Origin of the sequence: Phaeodactylibacter luteus, assembly GCF_007993045.1 — a bacterium.
Classification (GTDB): Bacteria; Bacteroidota; Bacteroidia; order Chitinophagales; family Saprospiraceae; genus Phaeodactylibacter; species Phaeodactylibacter luteus.
Map to the genome: position 1 here is coordinate 1 of NZ_VOOR01000054.1, position 20,377 is coordinate 20,377.

The following is a 20,377-nucleotide window of genomic DNA, read 5'->3' on the forward strand; positions in this document are numbered from 1 at the left end:
CAAAAGTTAAAAAGCTCTGTGTGTTGCCGTAGTGTGCTTATCGTAATTCTATGCGGAGGCGCAGCTTTCCCTCCTATCTTTCAGGTCATCATTGGTAAAGAAATTGCCCAACGCAAGGCAGGCCCAAGGCTTGGGCATCCAAGCTTGGAAAACAGTGTCATGCTGCACAAATATTGACTTTGATCCGAATGGCAGCTAAAACTGTAATTCTTGCAGCGTATTTAATTCAAGATGTAAGCAAGGTGCCGGGACAGGAAAATTCGGGCAGACGTTTAGCCGGCTTTGTTTTTAGGTGAGTGTTGTTCATCTGCGAATAACTATGATACAATATTAGGGAGAATTCTTATTGCAGCCCTATAGAAAGGGCATTTTATATTTTTAGCTCAAAAAACTGATATTCAATATTTTGTAATAATGTGTAGGTATTGTGTTACCCATTTAAAGGGGGCAAAAGCCTTGGCGAAGGGGCTGCCTATCTGGGCTACAGACAAAAAGCTGCCGCCTATTAGCCATAAAGCTTGAGCCGTATGGGAGTCAAATTTATCCATTACCTGGCGACCTGCCTGGGTGCCTCAGGCTGGCATCGGACTAGCGCTGCGGAGGGGTAGCAAGCCCGTTAGGGCCGAGCGGATAGCGAGCCCCGCAGCATAGCGACCCTCGCCCTAAGGCGGGGGTAGGCCCCTCTCGTTGGGCAGGCCCCAAAAATGATGATCCGTTTTGCCCCTTCCAACGCCTGCCATTTGGGGGCCTATTATCAAGTCCGGTCGATCTGTATTTTCCAGTGTGCGGCCCGGCCGCCCTGAATGATTTCCAGGAAATAAACCCCGTCCTGATTGCGCAACAGGTTGGTCGCGTCCTCAAAATCACCGGAGAACCAGCCCAGGTCAAACTGATAAACGAGGCGGCCGCTGCTGTGGTAAATATTCACGACGGTAGGGCCTTCGGTACCGAGCTCAAAAGCCAGTTCAAGCTGCCCCACCTCCAGGTCAGCCTCCAGCTCGAGGCCTTGGACCTCTAACGGAGCTTCCGTTTTAAGTGGCGGGCCGGCAATACTGCGTGCTTGTGCACCGGACAATGCGGTCGTCAATATCCTGATAGAATGGCCGCTGCTATTGAGGGCAGGGGGCTTTGGGGCTGCCGAAGACCGGACGCGGTCCGTTTCGCACTTGGACATCAGCCTTCCGGAATATTCCCGGAGCGTGCCCGCGCGCTTCACTTCCACTACGATAGGCTGGCCTACGGGTGTAGCGTTGATGGCGGCAGTCATATCATCCCAGTCAGTCATGCGGCAGCCATTGACGCGGACGACCTCATCATTATCCTTTAGCCCGATCTGCTCTGCCGTGGAAGCCCTGACCACGTTCACCTTAACGCCCCCGTGTGCCGGGCGCTGCCCGGTAGAGCTCACGCCAAGGAAAGGGTCTTCGCAAGGAGACGTTTCCAGTTTCCGCGCATCTGACCGTACGCCAAAAACAATATAAGTGCGCTCCGCTTTCCCCTTTCGGTAAAAATGAAGGGCAGCGCGGTCGCCCGGGCGATAGCGTTTGAGGATAACGCCCATGGGCTGTGCCTCGCCGGCCCGGTATTGGTCTACGCCAAAAATATAATCTAGCGCCTGTAGGCCTGCGCGGTCGGCGGCGGTACCGGGGATTACGGCTTTCACGTACGTACCGTAGGGGTTGCCTAGGCCAAGCAAACGGGCTTTTTCAGGAGTCATAGGCATGGTATAGACCCCCATGAAGGGCGGCTCGCCTGTAATGACCGCTGTAAAAGGCCCGGCGGGCGAGTACGAAGCCTCCTGCCCAGATAAAGGGCAGAGCGCCATGCACAACAAACTGGCTAGGAGAAAACGGGAAATCATCATGGTTTGCATTTGGCATACGGAGCTTGCACGACAGCAGGCTCCAACGTTGGTTCTTTATCCTCTTCCCCCCCAAAGACAGCCCGGTAGGCAGGAGGTTGCAGGCAGGGCAGGGGCGCCACTTTTGCGGCCTTATGGCCCTTTGGAGAGCTTATGCAGAGCGCTTTTGTCATAATAACAAAGGATGTATGCCGGCCTGCTGTGCCAGCATGTCCGGCAGGGTCATGGCGGAGCCACTTCAATTTGAGTTTAGCGGGCTAAATAAAAATTTAGCGAGGCAGCCAACCTCATGAAGTATTGATTTTTAGATAAAAAAACTAAAAACATGCGCTTAGCGTATGGCGTCCCTGATCTCTTTCTCCCGGCTATAGAACCGGAGATAGTCGTGCCACCAATCCCAATGGAAACGGGCACGCAATTTGCGCTCCACACGCCCCCCCTGCCCTATTAAAAGCAGGCCGATACCATGATAACGGCAGATTTTCTGCAACTGTTGCTGCTGCTCAGCGGAGAAGTCGCCCCATGCATCATCGGAAAAAGCCAGCCACCGCTCATCTGCGGGGTACTGTTCGATCTGCTCCACCACTTTCAGCGTCCGGTGGCCGAAATGATTGCGGGTAAGGATAGCATATAAGGCTGCGGCAGTCAGGAAAACGCTCCCCGGCAGGATGAACTGCCAAAAGCCATCGTCCCACTTATAGAGGAAGAAGAAGGTGCCGCTCAGGATAGTGATCAGCAGTGCCGCCCTTAGCGTGTTGATCAGATAGCGCTTGCGGTCTATGCGCGGGGTGATGGCAGGGCGGGTTTTGGAGGACTTGGCCTCAAGGGAAACGACGTATACCCCCCAAAGCCAGTGCCGGAAAGCAATGAGCCCATCCGCTCGTTTGCTGCCATGAGCCCGTTTGGTGCGGACTTCCGGCTGAGCGAAGATACGCCCCCGCCTGGCCTTGCGCCTGTAGCGCGCTTCGAGATATTCCAAAGCCTTGATCTGTACTGTTGTCTCTGCTAACCTGCTCATGTAAAGGATAAAATTGGGACACAAATGTAGCAGTTTCCGGCACAGGCCCAACTGGCTGGCTGAGCATGCATTGAAAAAGTTGTAATTTTTGTAGCTTCGACCAACCACCGGCAGCTCCTCATCTGCCCAACCCCTTTCATCATGCAACAACAGGCACTTTTCTGGATTTTCGTGTCCATCTTTACCGTTACGGCCATCATCACACTGCTGGGCATCACCGGCGTGCTGAAGAATATCAAAGAGAACTACCTCAACGCTTTGTTCACTGCACTGATCCTGGAGGTCATCGCGGCTGTCATTTTTGTTTTCCGGGGCATGGATTACAGCGGGGCCGCGCAGGCACAAGGGCCCTGCCTGGAAGAAGTGCTGGAACGCTCAGGCTTGGGCATAGATGCGTCAGGGGCAACTGATGCCACAGATTTCCTGGTCCGGCAGCTCGAAGAGCTTACCCTGCTCCGAGACCGGCACAAGGACTTGGCGGGCCTGCCGGGCGAAATAGCCCGCAGGGATTCTGCGCTCGAGGCTGCTGCTGCTCAGGTTGCAGCGCTGGAGGAAGAGCTCAATCAGCTGGGCCGGCAGTTTTATACCAAGATCACCCGCCTGCGCAATTACATCAGCGATTATGGCGGCTTTATCAACCTAGCTTGGCGGCCAGAGGAAAAAGCAGCAGTCTACCGCCTGCTCATCGAAGTATTCGGGGATATGGGGCTCATAGAGAATGAAGGCTCTCTTTATAAGAATGGCGATGAGTCTGAGATTGACACTGAGGCCATCTGCCGCATTTATATGGACTACAAAAAGGAGCTGCAGCAGCCAGCAGAAAGCAAAACCAAAGTATACCTGGGCGAATATGATACCATCCTTTTTATCCGGACTTATCTAAATCAGACCGGTGGGTAAACCCCGGCTTTCCTGTGCTCGTTATTTCACTAAGCAACCTGAAAGGGCTAACTTCGCGACCGGGCACAACAGCCTGACGGTGCATCCCGGACCGCTGTATGGGCCCAATGTGCACAAAAGCGATACATCATTTTCAAACCAATAAAACCAAGGTCTACTATTATGTCTAATGCATATTTCAATCCGCCGCCCGCTGTCAATGAACCTTCACTGAGCTATGCGCCCGGCACTACAGAACGGGATGCGCTCAAAGCGGAGCTTGCACGTATGAAAGCGGAGCAGGTAGATATCCCAATGACCATCGGCGGTAAAAAAATCACCACCGGCGACCGGGTAGCGATCCACCCGCCCCACGAAATAAAGCATACCCTTGGGCATTACCACAAGGGTGGCTCTGCCCACGTACAGCAGGCTATTGATGCTGCCCTCGCTGCCAAGCCAGCTTGGGAAGCGCTGCCCTGGCAGGAGCGGGCTGCTATTTTCCTCAAAGCTGCCGACCTGATCTCTGGCCCCTACCGCTACAAAATCAATGCGGCAACTATGCTTGGGCAATCTAAAACCCCACATCAATCTGAAATTGAATCGGTAGCAGAGCTGGCCGACTTCTTCCGGTTCAACGTACAGTTTATGATAGAGATGTACGAGGACCAGCCGCTTACGGAGCCCGGCTCCGGCATTTGGAACCGCGTGGAGTACCGCCCGCTAGAGGGGTTTGTCTTTGCCATTACCCCCTTCAATTTTACGGCTATTGCAGGCAACCTGCCGGGCGCCCCTGCCCTGCTCGGCAATACGGTGGTCTGGAAGCCTGCCGAAACACAAGTGTATGCTGCGGCAGTGATCATGGAAATACTAGAAGAGGCGGGGCTGCCCGATGGTGTGATCAATATGATCCTGGTAGACGGCCCCGTAGCCGGCGATATCATATTTGAACACCAGGACTTTGCCGGGCTGCACTTCACGGGCTCTACTAAAGTATTCCAGCACCTTTGGCAGACCATAGGCAAGAACCTGCCCAAGTACCGCACTTATCCAAGAATTGTAGGAGAAACAGGGGGCAAGGACTTCCTTATCGCCCACCCTTCGGCCCCAGCTGCACAGGTGGCCACGGCACTTGTGCGTGGCGCCTATGAATACCAAGGGCAGAAGTGCTCTGCCGCTTCCCGGGCTTATCTCCCCGAAAGCCTTTGGCCTGCCATCAAAACGCTGCTTGTTGAACAGGTGGGCAGCATCAAGATGGGGAATGTAGAAGACTTCAGCAACTTTATGGGGGCGGTGATCGACGAGCGTGCTTTCGACAAAATCAGTGGCTATATCGCTGAAGCCAAAAAGAGCACTGATGCGGAAGTATTGATAGGCGGCGGCTACGATAAATCCGAAGGTTATTTCATAGAGCCTACCGTTATCGTAACGACTAACCCCAACTACCGGACCATGGAGGAGGAGATCTTCGGCCCTGTCCTGACCATTTTTGTCTATCAGGACGATGCCTTCGAAGCTACCCTTGACCTCATCGACCGGACATCGCCTTACGCACTGACCGGGGCTGTGTTCTCCTGCGACCGCGGAGCAGTAGACTTTGCTACCCATAAGCTGCGGCACTCCGCCGGCAATTTTTACATCAATGATAAGCCGACCGGCGCGGTGGTCGGCCAACAGCCTTTCGGCGGAGCGAGGGGCTCGGGCACCAACGACAAAGCGGGCTCTATCATCAACCTCTACCGCTGGGTCTCTGCCCGTTCTATCAAAGAGAATTTTGTATCGCCTACCGATTACCGATACCCCTATATGGGCTAAACGATGGGGCGCAAACCAGATTGTCGCTTTTTTTGGGGCCTGCCCCTGCCGCAAGGCAGGTGCCGCTATGCTCCGGGGCTCGCTATCCGCTCGGCCCCTCGCCCTACAGGCGTCGGGTCTGGCCTTCGGCCACCCCTGCGCAGCGCTAGGCCGGCTCCATCCTAAAGCCTACAAGGTTGAACACTAGCGACATTTTGGTTTACGCCCAAACGATGGCGCATACCGGATGACCGATAAAAAAAGCCCTGGCACTGCGCCGGGGCTTCTTTTTACATAGAATCAACCAAAAATTTGAACTAACCTGATTATTTCTGCTGGAGGCCTGCACTAATAAACATGCTGCCCGCCATTGATCGCATAATTGGCCCCGGTGATGAAAGCCGCTTCTTTGGACGCCAAGAAAGATACCAGGTGGGCAATTTCATAAGTGCCCCCGAGGCGGCCAATAGGGATCCCTTTGACAATCTGCGCCCGTACTGCCTCATCTACTGCCATCACCATGTCTGTAGCGATATACCCCGGCGAAATAGTATTGACAGTAATCCCTTTGCGGGCCACTTCTATGCCCAGTGTTTTGGTAAACCCGTGCATGCCTGCTTTTGCAGCAGCATAATTGCACTGCCCAAACTGCGCCCGCTGCCCATTGACAGAAGAGATGTTGATGATGCGCCCGTACGCTTGCTCTATCATGGGGTTGATCACATGACGGCAGCAGTTGAACACGCTGTACACATTCGCCTTCATTACGGCGTCCCAGTTCTCCGGGGTCATTTTCTTGAAGGCCCCATCTCGGGTGATACCCGCGTTGTTGACCAAAATATCCACCGTGCCCAGCTCGGCTTCTATCTCGGCTACCATCTGCCCTACAGACTCGTAATCGCTCACATCTGCCTGAAACAAATGAGGCTCATAGCCTTCTGCTTTCAATGCTGCCTGCCAGGCCTCTGCCTTTTGAGGGCTGCGGTAATTGGCGGCCACTGTGTAGCCATCGCGGATGAGCTGTTTGACCATATCTGTGCCCAGCCCGCCGGTAGCACCGGTGACGAGCGCAACGTATTTCTTGTCCTGAGTCATTGCCCTGATTTTTGAGCCGGCACCTTTTGGATACCGGTGGGGTTAGGAAATATGGCGATCGCGACAACAATACAAATATATAGATATTTAGATGTTTTTATTTGAAAAAGGGAGCCGATTTGAAGGGCTGCAAAAACCTGGTCAACCCTATGTGCGCTATACCCCCTATCCTTTTCTTTCATTGCCCTAGGCAAGGGTCAAGGCTTTTTTTTTAACTCAAATACGCCAAAGTCAACCCCAAATTATTTTCCGCTCTCGCCTCGATTGACCCAAGAATCCCTGCTTTTATCCTACTTTAAGGCAAAGAAAACAAGGCGGCAGCCCAGTGTGCGGTGGTGCGGCCTGTTTGTGCGGATTATTGAATGCCCAGGTGTGATAAAACCAAATTTGCAGGCTGCCGGCTTCAACCGGCACCACCACTTGCCCGGGCTTTTTGACCAGAACACCACAACTGTAAAAATGGCATCACAGGAACTAGTTTGGGCCACAGCGGGCCTGCTCGCTGCTTACGGCGCTATCATTTTGTTTTTCGTCATCAAGGGCGCGCTCCGCATCAGCAATATTTCTGACTATGCAGTAGGCTCCATCCAATTCTCCCCGATCACAGTAGGGCTTTCCCTGGCCGCATCAATGACGAGCGCGGCGACCTTCATCATCAACCCGGGCTTTATAGCACTGTACGGATTAAGCGGCCTCATTGCCTTTGGCGTGGTTATGCCGATTGGCATTTACGCTTCGCTCATCGTGTTGACCAAAAGCTTCCGCAAGCATGGGGCGACGGTAAAAGCACTGACGATGGCGCAGTGGATCGGCAAACGGTACGGCAGCCGCAGCTATGCCTTGTTTTTTGCTTTTCTGTCGCTGCTGCTCATCACCTTTATCGTTCTGATCTGTGTGGGAATGACCAAAGTGCTGGCCAAAGCGCTCAATGCGGAAGAGCTGTATGTACTGATCGGGCTTGTAGCCTTTGTGTTCGGCTACATGATGTTTGGCGGGGCCAACGCTATGGTATACACCAATACCATTCAGGCTATACTGATGACGGTTGTGGCAGTGATCCTCTTGGGCAGTGGCTATGAGCACTTCAGCGAAGGGGTCAAAGGCTTCTTGGATAAAATAGCCGCCATCGACCCCTTGCTCGCACAGCCGGTCAACCCTTCGAGCTTCCTGTTCCGCGACTACTTCGAGATCATCTTCTGCTCCCTGATCGTTGGGGTGGCGGTAGTCTGCCAGCCACATATCATTACCAAGTCCTTGCTCTTGAAGGAAGAGCGGGATGTAAACCGCTACCTTGCTACCGGGATCATCGTTGAAATGCTGTTCTTCTCGGTAGTCCTTGCAGGGCTTTTCGCCCGCCTCCGTTTTCCAGACCTCACTTCGGAGGGTGAGGCCATCAGCATGGATGGCATCATCCCGGCCTATGTGGTCACCGCGTTTCCGGTGGCCGTAGGGCTTGTCGTTATCCTAGGGCTGATCTCGGCCGGGCTTTCCACCTTGGAAGGTTTGATACAATCTTTATCTTCTACGATCACATCAGACATCATCGAGCCACTGTTCGGGCACCTCATGGGCGGGGAAGCGCAAAAGGGCCGATTCCTAATGGGCACCAATAAAGTGGTGATCATCTTATTGGCCATCGTCGCTATTGCCCTATCTTACCAGCAGCTCATCAGCCCAAGCCTGAGCGTGGGCATCTTTGCACAAAACGGGGTATATGCTTATTTTTCAGCAGCCTTTGTACCTGTGCTAATGGGCATTTTCCTTAAGGAGGTGCCAAGGGCGGCCCCCATCTCAGCTAGCATCACCGCCATCGTTGTCCACTTCGGCCTATATTACGGCCGGATAGGGTGGTATATGCAAGCGGAGGTCCGCAACCCAGCAGTAGCAGTCACCTTCGCCATACTTGCCTCTCTGACGGTGGGCGCATCGGTATACCTGGCGCTCAAGGGCAGGAAAGCCAGCGGAGCACAGCCTGATTTAGCCGCCCTTAAAAAAAAAGCGCCGTAGCAGGGGTGCTTGGCAGCCCGAGCCCGGTAAAGCCTCCGGCAAAGCCCGTAACTAAAGAAGGGGAAATCATACTCGATAACAACATGAAGATCCGATACCGATCATCGGGCGCTGGCCCTGTCACCCTCCTTATGGTGCATGGCCTGGGGAGCAACCGGAAAGCTTGGGCTAAGATCAGCCCAATGCTCGAAGGCCATTACCGGTGCATAGCTATTGACCTGCCTGGATATGGCAGCAGCTCGAAAGGGGATTACCCCTACAGCATCCCATTTTTCGCACAGAAGGTGAACCAGCTTGCCCATCACCTCGGAGCAAAGCGTATGGTATTGATGGGCCACTCTATGGGCGGGCAGATTGCGATAGCTGCCCACCTGCTCGAGCCAGCGTTGTTTGAGCAACTCATCCTTTTTGCCCCTGCAGGGTTCGAGACTTTCAATACGGCGGCCCGGGAGTGGCTGAGGGCATTCTACCAGCCGGCCTTGCTGAAAGCCATGCCGGTGGCTCAGATTAAACACAACTTTGAAGCAAATTTCTACCAGTTCCCCTCAGATGCAGCGTTTATGGTTGCAGACCGCCTGGCCATGCGGGAAGACCCGGAGGCCTACGCCCAATTTTGCCGGATGGTGCCACGCTGCGTTATGGGCATGCTAGATTACCCGGTTTTCAACAAGCTCGGCCAGATATCAGCCCCTACGCTGATCATTTATGGGGAAGAGGACCAGCTTATCCCCAACAAGGTCCTCAATCCAGGGCTGACCACAGCTTTGGTCGCCCAGAGAGGGGCGGCCCGGATTGGGAAATCAGAGCTCCATCTCCTGCCGCGTTGCGGCCATTTCGTGCCATGGGAATGTGCACAAGAGTCTGCAGCTCTGGCCCGGTCATTCCTAGAACGGATAGCCTAAAATGGGCGCGAGCCAAGCCAGATCTTTAGTAGCGATGGAGCGGGTAAACCACGCTATCTGGGCTGGCAAGCTGACCGGGAGAGCATTGGCTTCCTTTTCCATACTTTGTGCGGGCGTAAACCAAATTGTCGCAGGCGTTTAAGCTTTCTGGGCTTTATAGCCTGGCATCGGCCTAGCGCTGCGCAGGGGTGTAAGCCCGATAGGGCCGAGCGGATAGCGAGCCCCGGAGCATAGCGGCACCTGCCATCGGGCAGGGGCAGGCCCCTATCCTTGCGGAGGGGGCAGGGCTCAAATCAAATCCAGTCCTGCAGATAAATGCTCACCAGGATAATCAGAGCGAAAAAGCCGAGCAGGATAAAGGCTTCGCGCCCTAAGAGCTGTTTCCAGTCTGGCTCAAAAGGCACAGCAGCAGCCCTGGGCTCACCGGGCAATACCCGGCTCAGCCCATACCCCAGCAGGAGGGTAATGCCCGCCCCGATCGCGTTCCACCAGAACCAGAAAATCTCCGGCACGTACAGCCAGAGGTAAATATTGGCCAGCACGCCTACTGCCAAGCCGATATTTGCGCCCAGGGCGTGGGCGCGCCGCGTCATGACCGCCAGAAGGAAGGTAGCCAAAATAGGGCCATAAAAAACTGAGCCTATTTTGTTGATCGCCTCAATCACGGTATCTGCAATATCCCCAGCGTATACGGCCAGTACAATACACAGTACCCCCCAAAAGAAAGCCGCTAAGCGGGAGTACTTCATGTACTGAGCTGTGCTGAGTGCTCTGCCGCGGCCAATAAAATCTTCGACCGTCACCGCAGACAAAGAGTTGATGGCCGAGCTGAGGGAAGACATCGCAGCGCTGAGTATAGCCACAATGAGCAGCCCAATGATGCCGTGCGGCAGGTAGTCTCGTATAAAAACCGGGATCATCATATCTGGCCTGTCCGCTGGGATTTCAGCCTGAAATTCGGGCGTAAGGGCTACAAGGGTGCCAATGACCAAACCCATAATACAATAGGTGAGCGTGACAGGGAAGCGGATCAGCCCGTTGAAGAGCAGGGTTTTGCGCACAACGCCCATGTCCCTTGCAGAAAGGGTGCGCTGTGCTTGCGATTGATCTGTGCCATAATAAGAAACGTAAAGAAAAAAGCCCCCGAGGGCCATAGGCCAAAAGCCAAATTCCTCCCCTTTCTGGAAACCCCAGCCCTGAAAATCTACAGCATCTAGGCGGGAACGGTCTACCGCGGCGGTAAAGGCTTCCCACCCGCCTAGTTCTGCCAGGCCATAGCCCATGCAAAGGATGATGCCCAGAAATAAAATTATCATTTGGATCATATCCCCGTAAACGACCGCTTTCATACCGCCCTGCAGGGAATAGATCAGCGTGATGATGCCGATCAGCCCTAAAGTGGTGAAAAACGACAGCCCAATAACGCTCTCCAGGATAATGGAGACCGCATAAACCATAACCCCCGTTGCGAATGCCCGGCTTACCAAAAAAACAGCGCTCAGCAACAGCCGGGTAGAAGCGCTGAAACGGCGCTCCAAATACTCATAGATAGAAACGATGCCTGCCTGGTAAAGCGGTGGGATGAGCACGGCCATCAAAAACAGCATGGCGATGGGCACCCCAAACTCAAAACTGAGCCACTGCAGGCCACCGCCTTCCCGTAGCCCTACAAATGCCGGGGCGGAGATAAAACTGATGGCCGAAAGCTGTGTGGCCATTATGGATAGCCCTAGTGGGAGCCAGCCGAAGCTCTTGCCGCCCAAAAAATAGTCCTTCCCATCTTTCTGCTCCTTAAAAAAGTAGCCTAGCCCTAAAAAAGCGGCTGCATACACGGCTACGATAATGTAATCCAGGGTGTTCATGATCTGGCTGTTTAAAAGTCGGCCTTTGCGGCAAAGTGGTGTAAAGGGCGCAGCGTGCCAAAGAAAAAAGCTACCTTTACGATACCTAACCTATATATCTTCACTGCCGCGCAAAATTGCAAAATAAGCATTTAGGCAAAACCACTTTGAATTTTCGTTGTTTAAACTTTAAATTTGCAGGAAATAAAGCGCAGCAGTACACCATGAAGATAGAAGATGCCATCAAGCAGACCAAGCCCTTCCGCAACAACCGGCACAAAGCTATGGTCAACCTGATCTACACCCACAACTTTATCGTCGATCAGCTCCGGTCAAAGATCAAGCCCTTCGGCATCACGATGCAACAGTACAACGTACTGCGGGTGCTGCGCGGAGCAGGAGAGCCGATCAGCACTTCCGTCATCCGAGAACGGCTGCTGGATAAGATGGCAGACACCTCCCGTATGGTCAACCGGCTGCACCAAAAAGGGCTGGTGACCCGCAATGAGTGCGAGCACGACAAACGGCTGGTTGATATTTCATTGACAGAGGCCGGTTATGCCCTGTTGGAGCAGTTGGACCTCCTCAACCCTGACATGGACAAAATCGTAGGCAGCATAACAGAAGAGGAGGCTACTACGCTCAGCAACCTCCTCGACAAAATCAGATCTTAAAATACTTGGCGTTACATCTTCAGCAGCTTTATGGTGTGCTGCTCGCTGCCTTTGGTAATCCTCAGCCAATAAGCGCCCGTAGGCCAGTCTAAGGTTTCTATCTGCCCAGCCCATTTCCCTGCTGCCTGTATTTTTTCGCCCCACAGTTTTTGGCCATTGCTGTTGTGTACTTCCAAAAGGAACTCCCCCTGCCCTTTCAGCTCAAGCCAAAATGCCCTTCCAAAAGGGTTGGGGCTCGCTGTGACCCTATCAAGCCCGGGCAAGAAATTGCTGCCGACCAGGGCCAACGCTTCCGAAATCACCGTACATCCATCCTCATCTGTAATCTCTACCTGGTAGCTCCCGCTTTCCTGTGGCTCCCAAGTGGGCATATCTGCCCCTTCAATGGGGCTGCCATTTAGCAGCCACTGATACGCAGCGTAGCCTGGCGCGGCAGTGAGCACGCCTGAGGCGTTTTCGATCAGCACATCTGGGAAGTTGGCGGCTTCTACTTGGAAGGCCGCGGAAAGCGCAGAATTGCAGTTGCCGCTTTGGAAAGCCGCCAACTGCACCTGATAGCTGCCGGGCGCTGTAGCCTGTAGGGCGTTGTCTACGGTCTGTGTCAACAAGGCGCCATCTAGGTACCAATTGAAAACATAGCCCGCTGGAGCAGCCGAAGCCGACAGGGCTGCAGCAGCTCCTGTGCCGCAGATGATGCCCTCCCCCCCAATTTCGGGCGCAGCGGGGGATTCGCAATTAGCCCCCACCTGGTAAACCGTGCCCTGTGTCAGGGCTGCAAGGTAAAGCTCTCCCGAGGCGTCTTCGCCAAAAGATGCATATTGCCCGCCTGGCCCGTCAAACAGTTCGGTGTTCTCCCATCCGCCCTGGCCATCGGGCGCGAGCCCCCAAATTTTGCCAGAACAGTAATCTGCATAAAGGTAAGTGCCATAAAGGGCCGGCGCGGCTTCTCCCCGGTAGACATAGCCACCGGTAATGGAGCAGCCGTCCGCGCTCCCAGTTTGATAGACGTGCACGGGAGGGGTGTAAGCCCCAGCCCCTTCGCACCCACCTGTGTTGAAGGCAGAAAAGCCTTCGTAGCACCGCCAGCCATAATTCTCTCCACCGGTGCTCTGTGCGGGCTGGAAGGTCACTTCTTCCCAGGCATTCTGCCCGACATCCCCGATCCACATATCGCCCGTCAGGCGGTCGAAGCTGAACCGCCAAGGGTTGCGCAGCCCGATGGCCCAAACCTCGTCTAAGGTAAAATCGTCATCGGCAAAAGGGTTGTCGGGCGGGATGGCGTAGGGCGTGCCATTATCGACATCCAAGCGGAGCATTTTGCCCAGCATAGACTGCCGGTTCTGGCTATAGTTGTCCGGATCTCCTCCAGCGCCGCCATCGCCCATGCCGACGTAGAGGTACCCATCGGGGCCGAAGTTGAGGTCTCCGGCATTATGGTTGCTGAAAGGCTGATCGATGGCCAGCAGGACCAGCTCCGAGCTGGGGTCCGCGAGGTTGGGGTTGCCCTCGCTTACGCGGAAACGGGAGACGCGGGTATCGCCACTGTTGTTGGTATAGTTCACAAAGAAATAGCCATTCGTGGCGTAATCTGGGTGAAAAGCGAGCCCCAGCAGCCCCCGCTCGCCATTGGCCGGGCTGACACGGCTATCAATATCGAGGAATGGGGCGCTCAGCACCTCCCCGCCCGGGGCAAGGATACGGATACGGCCCGGGCGCTCAACGATGAAAATCCGCCCATCGCCAGCGTGAGCGATATCCACGGGCTGGACCAGCCCTTCTGCTACGGGGGTGAGGGTGAGCTCAGGCTGTGCTTGTGCTATACCCGCCCACAGGCCAAGCCCTAAAAATAAAAGGAATCCTTTCATATCCATTCTTTTGCATTTTTCGTTAAGAGAAGGCAAGCTAAAGAAATGGGGCTTGCCCCCTTCAGGTACCAATATAATGGATTTGTAAGTGCTTGCCACCCCTGCCGCTCTTTTAAGTAAGGCAGCTGACACCAGCCCCCCGCTTTGCCATACCATTCCTAACCACTAACTTTACCCAGACCAACAGAACCTGAAAAAATGCTGAAACAGACTACCCTGCTCTTTTTCCTGTGCTCTACCCTGGCGAATGCCGCCATTGCACAACAGCTCACCTTTCCCAAATCCAACATTTACCTGTTCAAGGTGGAACAGGAAGGCGATGGCAGCCTGTCCTTTGCTCAGCCCCGCTACCTGACGGCTTTCAACCCAGAGGGCTACAACAACAACCCCTCTTTCTTCAGCAATACGGAGCTCTACATCTCCGTGCGCGAGCCCGGCAGCACGCAGGCCGACCTTTACAAACTCGACTTGGAGCACCACACCCGGCTGCAGGTCACTGCGACGCCAGAAAGTGAAATTGCCCCAGAGCGCATGCCAGAATACTATACCTTCTCGGCCGTACGGGCCGAGCGCAACGGCCAGGAGGAAGCCCTCAAGCTATGGCAGTTCCCCGTAGACCAACTGACCAATGGCAAGCCGGTTTTCAAATACCTGACCGGTATTTCGGACTATCTCTGGCTGAGCAGCCAAGAGATCGCCATCTACAAAGAGGACAACCCCAGCGCCCTCTCCATTGTCAATACCAATGATGACAAAATGGAAACCCTGGCTACCAACGTGGGCCCCTGCCTGCAGCGGCTGCCCAACGGCAATCTCGTTTATGTGCAAAAAAGCCGTTACGACGATTGGAAGATCATGGAAAAAAACCTTTTCCGCCGCAAAGAGCCTGCGCGGACCATCATCGAGACCCTTCCTAACGCAGACCATTTTGCAGTTTTGCCGGACGGCTCCCTCCTCATGGCCAAGGGGAGCAAAATTTACCGCTTCAACAAGTTTACGGACGACAATTGGAAAGAAGTAGCAGACCTGCGGTTCTACGAGATCCGCAACATTTCACGCTTAGTCGTCAGCACAGATTTCCAGATTGCAGTAGTTGCAGACTAAAACCCCGGACTATGGCACGCCTCTACCCTATTCTGGCCCTGCTGTTGTGCGCTATCGTGGCCAATGGCCAGCCGGGCTTCGACAAGGCTATCCGCAAGCACCGCAAGGCATACAAAAGGGCTTTCTTGGAAGATGCCCGCTCTCCATTGAACAAAGCGCAGACAAAACAGCTGAGCTTTTTCCCTCCCGATGAAGCCTATCGCGTAGCAGCGGAGTTTTCCCCTGCAGATGGCGCAAAGCCTTTCGATATGGCCACCTACAGTGGCGTCACCAAGCCCTATATCCTTTATGGCACGGCTACCTTCCAGCTTAAAGGGCAGGCCCTGACACTCGAAATTTACCAAAGCATTTCGCTCATGCGCATGCCTCAGTACCGGGACTACCTCTTCCTTCCGTTTAAAGATGATACCAATGGGGAACTGACCTACGGTGGCGGCCGCTACATGGATATTTCCGTTAAGGATATTGAGGACGGCAAGATCATACTTGACTTCAACAAGGCCTACAACCCTTGGTGTGCCTACAGCGATGGGTACAACTGCCCCATCCCTCCTGCAGCTAACCACTTGGGGCTGCCTATTTTGGCAGGCGAAAAGCGCTATGCCCCTCAATAGGCTGGCCTGAAATCAATAGGGCGTGGACCAAAATGTCGCAGGCGTTTATGCTTTGGGGGCTCTAGCTTGGCATTGGCCTAGCGCTGCGAAGGGGTGGCAAGCCCGACAGGGCCGAGCGGACAGCGAGCCCCGCAGCATAGCGGCACCTGCCCGATGGCAGGGGCAGGCCCTCAAAAAAAAACGGCAAGCTGGGTTGCGCCCAATCAAAACTGGTAACCGGCCAGCAGCTCAACGCTCTGCACAAAAAAGAATGGCGCGCTGGGGGAAAGCAGCCCCAAATTATTGAGGTGATAGCGGAGGGATACCTCCAGTTTTTCCCCTCCCACAGAAAAGCCGCCAAACAGGCCCACTTGGTTTTCGGGGAAGACCCGCGGGTCCGTCCCTCTGATTTCACGGGCGGTGAGTTGACGGCTGTAGGAGAAGCCGATCAGCATGCTCCCAAACACATCGGCCACTCCGCTCTGCCGCAAGCCCGCATTGATCTGCAGGTAATCAACATCAACCGTGATGCCATCGAGCTCGTCTACTGTACGGAATGGCGCATAGAGGGCTTCTAGCAGCAAACCCGACCTACCCTGACTATGATGGGGGTGGATCAACACCCTTGCTCCTAAGCGGGGGACGATACGCCCATAGCCAGGGTTGCGCAACAGCTGATCGCGCACGCTCACCCGGGTAAATGCACCGCCGGCCAGTACGCCCGGGGCCCAATAAAAACGCTTAAACGACCGCGTGTAGGACAGGTAGTGGCTGGGGGCGCAAGTGTTGTACGCTTCGATCAACTTTTGGGCACGCCCCTCATCAAAAGGGGCACCGTCGAGCTCTTCCAGCAAATCCGGGCAGGCAGCTAAAGCTTTGCGCAACTGTTCCCGCCATTGGCCGTGCCGCTTGCGTATGCTGCGGCCGCTGCCCTCAAGGAGGTAAGCATGCATGACCAGCTCCTGGAAAAAGCCATCCTCTTCCAGAAAATAGCGGCTACGCCCACCTGCAGACTCATGATAGTATAGCCCCAACGTACCTTCTACCAAAGCCTGCAACAGCAGAGTATCTGTTTCATAAAACAAGTCTTTGCCTTTCGGCAAATCCTCCCCAAGTGCCAGTACCTGCACCACTTCGCCCCGGAAGCGCTGTTCAAAGCCCCGTTCGTCCAAAGTCATTAGCGCTATATCCGCCGGATAGAGGTATTGGGGCTCCCCCGGCTGTGCTGATGGCCGGAACAACAAACGCTCTGTACCCAATGCCCAGCCCGGAGCTCTGACACGCCCACGGACGAGCTCGCCATTCCTAAGTTTTACTTCAGCGGGGACATAACGCTCCTGCGCGCGCCCTAGCACGCTAAGGGCAAGCAGCAAAAAAGCAAGCAGGTAATAGCGGCACTCGTGTAGCGGATGATGCATAGTCAAGATTTTTTATGCCTTTCATTGGTTTGTAATGCGGCAGGAGACCAGCCCGAAGGCTCTGTAGCCTCTTCTTCCAGGAAATAGGACACTGCGTCATGCACCTGCACAAATTGGTGCCTTTCCCCTATCCGCCCAGAAAGCCCATGCCGGTGCAAAGCATCACGGACCGGCCCTATGGCCCCTGAAATATAAAAAAGGATGCCTCGGCTTTCCAGCAGCTGTAGCAATTCAGATAGCACCATGGCACCGCTCGAGTCCACGTCATGAATGCTCGAAGCATCCAATAACAGCAACTTCAGTGTACGGCCTTCTCCGGCAATCAGCTTTTCAATCGATTCCAGGAAATAGCTGGCATTGCCAAAATACAGCTGTGCGTCAAAACGGACTATGAGCACTTCATCATGCTGACGTGCCTGCGAGAACCGGCTGATGCTGCGGTAGCGGCGCGAGCCAGGCAACTGCCCAAGCACCGCCAAGTGCGGCTTGGAATTGCGGTACACCATAATCCCTAACGACAGCAGCACACCGCTCAGTACCCCATTCTGAATCCCTAACACCAAGGTAGCAACGAAGGTGGCCAGCATCGTCAGCCAGTCTCTGCGGTCGACGGCCCACAGGTGGCGGGCTTCCCGCCAATCCACCAAGTTGATCACTGCAGCAAGGATGATGGCCGCGAGCACCGCTTTAGGCAAATGGTAAAACCAAGGGGCAAGGTACACCAGCGCCAGTGCCAGTATGACTGCGCTGATCATAGAAGCAATGCCTGTACGGGCGCCTGCGTCACTATTGACGGCAGACCGGGAAAAACTGCCTGTAGTGGGAAAGGCCTGAAAAAACGCCCCCCCCAATTTGGTCGCCCCAAGAGCGATCAGCTCCTGATTGGGGTCTACCCGGTAATCACCGTGCTTGCGCTCCAGGGTTTTGGCAATCGCAACAGACTCGATAAAGCTTATGATGCAAACAGTAAAAGCAAGCGGAAAAACCTGCCCTAAGCGCTCCGCGCCCAGCTCTGGCCAAACGAAGCCAGGAAGCCCCGCAGGCACCTGCCCGATGACTGCTACGCCCTGCCCCTCCCAATCTAGCCCAGCTGACAAAAAGGTGCCGGCCAAGACTACGACCAATGCGCCGGGCACCGCACGGCTGGCCCGCTTAATGCCCCGCAACAACATAAAGCTTGCGAGGCTTATCCCTAACGTCAGCCCGTGCGCTGCATGCAGCTGGCTGAAGGCTTCTCCGGAAAGGAAAAAAATATTGTTGCTCCGGGGCAAAGGCAATCCTGTCAGGTTCCTCAGTTGGCTAAAGGCGATAATGAAAGCTGCGGCAGAAGTGAAACCTGCAATGACGGGGTGGGATAGAAAATTGACCAGCACCCCCAGCTTGAGGAACCCCATCAGCAGTTGTATAGCTCCCGCCACAAAAGCTACAGAAATGGCCAGGCTGACCATTTGCCCAGGCGGCAGCTCCCCGCCCAGCTGCTGTATCCCAGCCGCGATCAGCAGGGAAACTACCGCTGTAGGGCCTACCGACAGCTGCCGGGAAGTGCCCAGCACAGCATAAAAAAACAGTGGGATGAGGCTGGCATACAGGCCATACACCGGTGGCAGCCCAGCCAACAGGCCGTAAGCCATGCCCTGAGGCACCAGCATAACGCCCACGGTGAGCCCGGCCTGCATATCCCCCCGCAAATAGGCCTTACGGTAGGCTGGCAGCCACGATAGAATGGGCATATACCGCGCCAGTTTTTTCATGCCCTCCCCTTTATTGGCCTTCCACTTCTGGAAAAACTGCTGGCAGCCCACAGCCCAACAGCTCGTCCACCATGCCATGCAGATTGACAACAGTGTGCAGCCCCCTCGCTTTGAGTATAGATGCCGCAATCGTAGACCGGTAGCCACTTCGGCAGTGCAGATAGGTGCGCTTTCCGGGCTGCACCTCATGAAGGTGCCCGTTGATCGTCTCCAGAGTAAGCAGCTGAGCGCCAGCCACATGCCCTGCCTCATACTCCTCTGGGCGGCGGACATCAACAACGTGCTCCACCTGGCCAGATTCATAGTCGGCTCCGAAAGCAGCTACCCCGATAGTCTCTATAGCGTCTATTTCCCGGCCAGCAGCTTCCCAAGCCTCAAACCCGCCTTTCAGATAGCCCAACGTATGAGTGTAGCCCACCCTTGCCAAACGCTCTACAGCCTCTTCCTCCTGCCCCTCAGGGGCTACCAATAAAATAGGCTGCTGCAGGTCGCTGATCAGCGTGCCAGACCAAGAAGCGAAATTGCCCTCCAGCCCGATAAAAATAGAGCCCGGGACAAAACCCTTGCTGAAGATGCTTTTCTCCCGCACATCCAAAACAAGCGCACGCGCAGCAGTGGCCAACGCTTCGAAAGCATCAGGCTCAAGGGCCCGCAGCCCTTTTTCCTTCACCTCATCGAGGGCAGCGTAGCCCGACTTGTTGAGCTCGGCATTCTGAGCAAAGTATGGCGGGGGCGGCTGAAGCCCTTCCGTGACTGCTGCGACAAAAGCTTCAACCGATAGCCCCTCGCTAAGCGCGTAATTGGTTCTTTTCTGGTTGCCCAGGGTGTCCCAAGTCTCTGCACTCATGTTTTTGCCGCAGGCTGAGCCCGCCCCGTGAGCCGGATAGACCAGGACGTCATCCGGCAGGGGCATGATCTTCTCCCGCAGGCTATTGTAGAGCGCCCTTGCCATATCCTCTGGAGAATGGCCGCTCTGCTGCGCAAGGTCGGGGCGGCCTACATCCCCGATAAAGAGGGTGTCTCCTGTAAAAATAGCATAGGGCCGGCCCGATGCATCCCTCAAAAGGTAAGCCGTGCTTTCCGGAGTATGGCCTGGCGTATGCAGGGCTTGGATAGTAATAGCGCCCACCCGGAATACTTCCCCGTCCTGTGCTTCATACTTTTCATAGCCAGTGTGGGCACCGGGGCCATAAACAATTGTCGCGCCCGACTGCTTGGCCAGGTCAAGGTGGCCTGAGACAAAATCTGCGTGGAAGTGCGTTTCAAAGACAAATTTGATTGTCGCACCGCCCTCTTTTGCACGTTGAAGGTAAGGCCGGGGCTCCCGCATAGGGTCAATGACCGCAGCTTCCCCTTCGCTTTGTACGTAGTAAGCACCTTGCGCCAGGCAGTTGGTGTATATTTGCTGAATTTCCATAGTATTTAGTTTGTTCCAGAGCACGTGTTCCGCAAAGATGAGGCATAAAGCGCAGAATTTAAGGGAACCCAAGTAAAATCCTCCCCTGCGCAGGCTGCCCTTATTGGCCAGGCACCAACCCGGTTACCGTTTTTTTGCCTGCCCCTACCGCAAGAGGG

At 54.8% G+C, this 20,377-nt stretch carries 15 protein-coding genes; 7 read left to right on the forward strand and 8 right to left on the reverse strand.

Annotated elements, in window-relative coordinates:
* Positions 1 to 754: 754 nt before the first annotated feature.
* Positions 755 to 1,864: a PDZ domain-containing protein gene (locus FRY97_RS18510; RefSeq protein WP_170254742.1), complete on the reverse strand. Its 1,110-nt coding sequence runs from the start codon at positions 1,862 to 1,864 to the stop codon at positions 755 to 757.
* Between the two features lie 328 nt (positions 1,865 to 2,192).
* On the reverse strand, positions 2,193 to 2,879 hold the full coding sequence (locus FRY97_RS18515; protein ID WP_147169061.1) for a hypothetical protein: 687 nt from the start codon (positions 2,877 to 2,879) through the stop codon (positions 2,193 to 2,195).
* Positions 2,880 to 3,020: 141 nt separating this feature from the next.
* Here FRY97_RS18515 and FRY97_RS18520 point away from each other — a divergent pair, with 141 nt between their 5' ends.
* Positions 3,021 to 3,779 carry a hypothetical protein gene (locus tag FRY97_RS18520; RefSeq protein ID WP_147169062.1) on the forward strand — a complete coding sequence of 253 codons (759 nt, stop codon included), beginning with the start codon at positions 3,021 to 3,023 and terminating at the stop codon, positions 3,777 to 3,779.
* Between the two features lie 162 nt (positions 3,780 to 3,941).
* Positions 3,942 to 5,573, forward strand: coding sequence for an L-glutamate gamma-semialdehyde dehydrogenase (pruA, locus tag FRY97_RS18525; protein WP_147169063.1), 1,632 nt, complete (start codon positions 3,942 to 3,944; stop codon positions 5,571 to 5,573).
* A gap of 327 nt (positions 5,574 to 5,900) precedes the next feature.
* Here pruA and phbB read toward each other — a convergent pair whose 3' ends face one another.
* Positions 5,901 to 6,647: an acetoacetyl-CoA reductase gene (gene phbB / locus FRY97_RS18530; protein WP_147169064.1), complete on the reverse strand. Its 747-nt coding sequence runs from the start codon at positions 6,645 to 6,647 to the stop codon at positions 5,901 to 5,903.
* A 459-nt stretch (positions 6,648 to 7,106) separates the two neighbouring features.
* Between phbB and FRY97_RS18535 the strand changes: the two genes are divergently transcribed.
* Both FRY97_RS18535 and FRY97_RS18540 read left to right on the forward strand, forming a co-directional pair.
* Complete coding sequence (locus FRY97_RS18535) at positions 7,107 to 8,654, forward strand: sodium/pantothenate symporter (protein WP_147169081.1); 1,548 nt, start codon at positions 7,107 to 7,109, stop codon at positions 8,652 to 8,654.
* Between the two features lie 83 nt (positions 8,655 to 8,737).
* Positions 8,738 to 9,556 (forward strand): alpha/beta fold hydrolase, encoded by an 819-nt coding sequence (locus FRY97_RS18540; protein ID WP_147169065.1) that lies wholly within the window; start codon positions 8,738 to 8,740, stop codon positions 9,554 to 9,556.
* A 293-nt stretch (positions 9,557 to 9,849) separates the two neighbouring features.
* Here the strand turns inward: FRY97_RS18540 and FRY97_RS18545 are convergent, their stop codons facing one another.
* Positions 9,850 to 11,418, reverse strand: coding sequence for a sodium:solute symporter (locus FRY97_RS18545; RefSeq protein ID WP_147169066.1), 1,569 nt, complete (start codon positions 11,416 to 11,418; stop codon positions 9,850 to 9,852).
* A 203-nt stretch (positions 11,419 to 11,621) separates the two neighbouring features.
* On the opposite strand from FRY97_RS18545, the gene FRY97_RS18550 reads away from it, so the two are divergent.
* Positions 11,622 to 12,071: a MarR family winged helix-turn-helix transcriptional regulator gene (locus FRY97_RS18550; protein WP_147169067.1), complete on the forward strand. Its 450-nt coding sequence runs from the start codon at positions 11,622 to 11,624 to the stop codon at positions 12,069 to 12,071.
* A gap of 11 nt (positions 12,072 to 12,082) precedes the next feature.
* Here FRY97_RS18550 and FRY97_RS18555 read toward each other — a convergent pair whose 3' ends face one another.
* A complete protein-coding gene (locus tag FRY97_RS18555) occupies positions 12,083 to 13,942 on the reverse strand; it encodes a PQQ-dependent sugar dehydrogenase (protein ID WP_147169068.1) in 1,860 nt (619 codons plus the stop codon).
* Between the two features lie 192 nt (positions 13,943 to 14,134).
* Between FRY97_RS18555 and FRY97_RS18560 the strand changes: the two genes are divergently transcribed.
* Positions 14,135 to 15,040 (forward strand): hypothetical protein, encoded by a 906-nt coding sequence (locus FRY97_RS18560; protein ID WP_147169069.1) that lies wholly within the window; start codon positions 14,135 to 14,137, stop codon positions 15,038 to 15,040.
* Positions 15,041 to 15,051: 11 nt separating this feature from the next.
* Entirely contained in the window at positions 15,052 to 15,654 is a 603-nt protein-coding gene (locus tag FRY97_RS18565; protein WP_147169070.1) for a DUF1684 domain-containing protein, read from the forward strand.
* A gap of 203 nt (positions 15,655 to 15,857) precedes the next feature.
* On the opposite strand, the gene FRY97_RS18570 is transcribed toward FRY97_RS18565, so the two are convergent.
* From FRY97_RS18570 to FRY97_RS18580, 3 genes are read right to left on the reverse strand one after another with little or no spacing between them, the layout of a single operon-like run.
* On the reverse strand, positions 15,858 to 17,051 hold the full coding sequence (locus FRY97_RS18570) for a hypothetical protein (protein ID WP_147169071.1): 1,194 nt from the start codon (positions 17,049 to 17,051) through the stop codon (positions 15,858 to 15,860).
* A gap of 2 nt (positions 17,052 to 17,053) precedes the next feature.
* Positions 17,054 to 18,781, reverse strand: coding sequence for a SulP family inorganic anion transporter (locus FRY97_RS18575; protein ID WP_170254744.1), 1,728 nt, complete (start codon positions 18,779 to 18,781; stop codon positions 17,054 to 17,056).
* Positions 18,782 to 18,812: 31 nt separating this feature from the next.
* Positions 18,813 to 20,219 carry an MBL fold metallo-hydrolase gene (locus FRY97_RS18580; RefSeq protein WP_147169073.1) on the reverse strand — a complete coding sequence of 469 codons (1,407 nt, stop codon included), beginning with the start codon at positions 20,217 to 20,219 and terminating at the stop codon, positions 18,813 to 18,815.
* Between the last annotated feature and the right edge of the window lie 158 nt (positions 20,220 to 20,377).

Excerpts from the sequence above, each read along its gene's own strand:
- FRY97_RS18510 (WP_170254742.1), bottom strand. The coding sequence starts at position 1,864 with ATGATGATTTCCCGTTTTCTCCTAGCCAGTTTGTTGTGCATGGCGCTC.
- FRY97_RS18515 (WP_147169061.1), bottom strand. The coding sequence starts at position 2,879 with ATGAGCAGGTTAGCAGAGACAACAGTACAGATCAAGGCTTTGGAATAT.
- FRY97_RS18520 (WP_147169062.1), top strand. The coding sequence starts at position 3,021 with ATGCAACAACAGGCACTTTTCTGGATTTTCGTGTCCATCTTTACCGTT.
- pruA (WP_147169063.1), top strand. The coding sequence starts at position 3,942 with ATGTCTAATGCATATTTCAATCCGCCGCCCGCTGTCAATGAACCTTCA.
- phbB (WP_147169064.1), bottom strand. The coding sequence starts at position 6,647 with ATGACTCAGGACAAGAAATACGTTGCGCTCGTCACCGGTGCTACCGGC.
- FRY97_RS18535 (WP_147169081.1), top strand. The coding sequence starts at position 7,107 with ATGGCATCACAGGAACTAGTTTGGGCCACAGCGGGCCTGCTCGCTGCT.
- FRY97_RS18540 (WP_147169065.1), top strand. The coding sequence starts at position 8,738 with ATGAAGATCCGATACCGATCATCGGGCGCTGGCCCTGTCACCCTCCTT.
- FRY97_RS18545 (WP_147169066.1), bottom strand. The coding sequence starts at position 11,418 with ATGAACACCCTGGATTACATTATCGTAGCCGTGTATGCAGCCGCTTTT.
- FRY97_RS18550 (WP_147169067.1), top strand. The coding sequence starts at position 11,622 with ATGAAGATAGAAGATGCCATCAAGCAGACCAAGCCCTTCCGCAACAAC.
- FRY97_RS18555 (WP_147169068.1), bottom strand. The coding sequence starts at position 13,942 with ATGGATATGAAAGGATTCCTTTTATTTTTAGGGCTTGGCCTGTGGGCG.
- FRY97_RS18560 (WP_147169069.1), top strand. The coding sequence starts at position 14,135 with ATGCTGAAACAGACTACCCTGCTCTTTTTCCTGTGCTCTACCCTGGCG.
- FRY97_RS18565 (WP_147169070.1), top strand. The coding sequence starts at position 15,052 with ATGGCACGCCTCTACCCTATTCTGGCCCTGCTGTTGTGCGCTATCGTG.
- FRY97_RS18570 (WP_147169071.1), bottom strand. The coding sequence starts at position 17,051 with ATGCATCATCCGCTACACGAGTGCCGCTATTACCTGCTTGCTTTTTTG.
- FRY97_RS18575 (WP_170254744.1), bottom strand. The coding sequence starts at position 18,781 with ATGCCCATTCTATCGTGGCTGCCAGCCTACCGTAAGGCCTATTTGCGG.
- FRY97_RS18580 (WP_147169073.1), bottom strand. The coding sequence starts at position 20,219 with ATGGAAATTCAGCAAATATACACCAACTGCCTGGCGCAAGGTGCTTAC.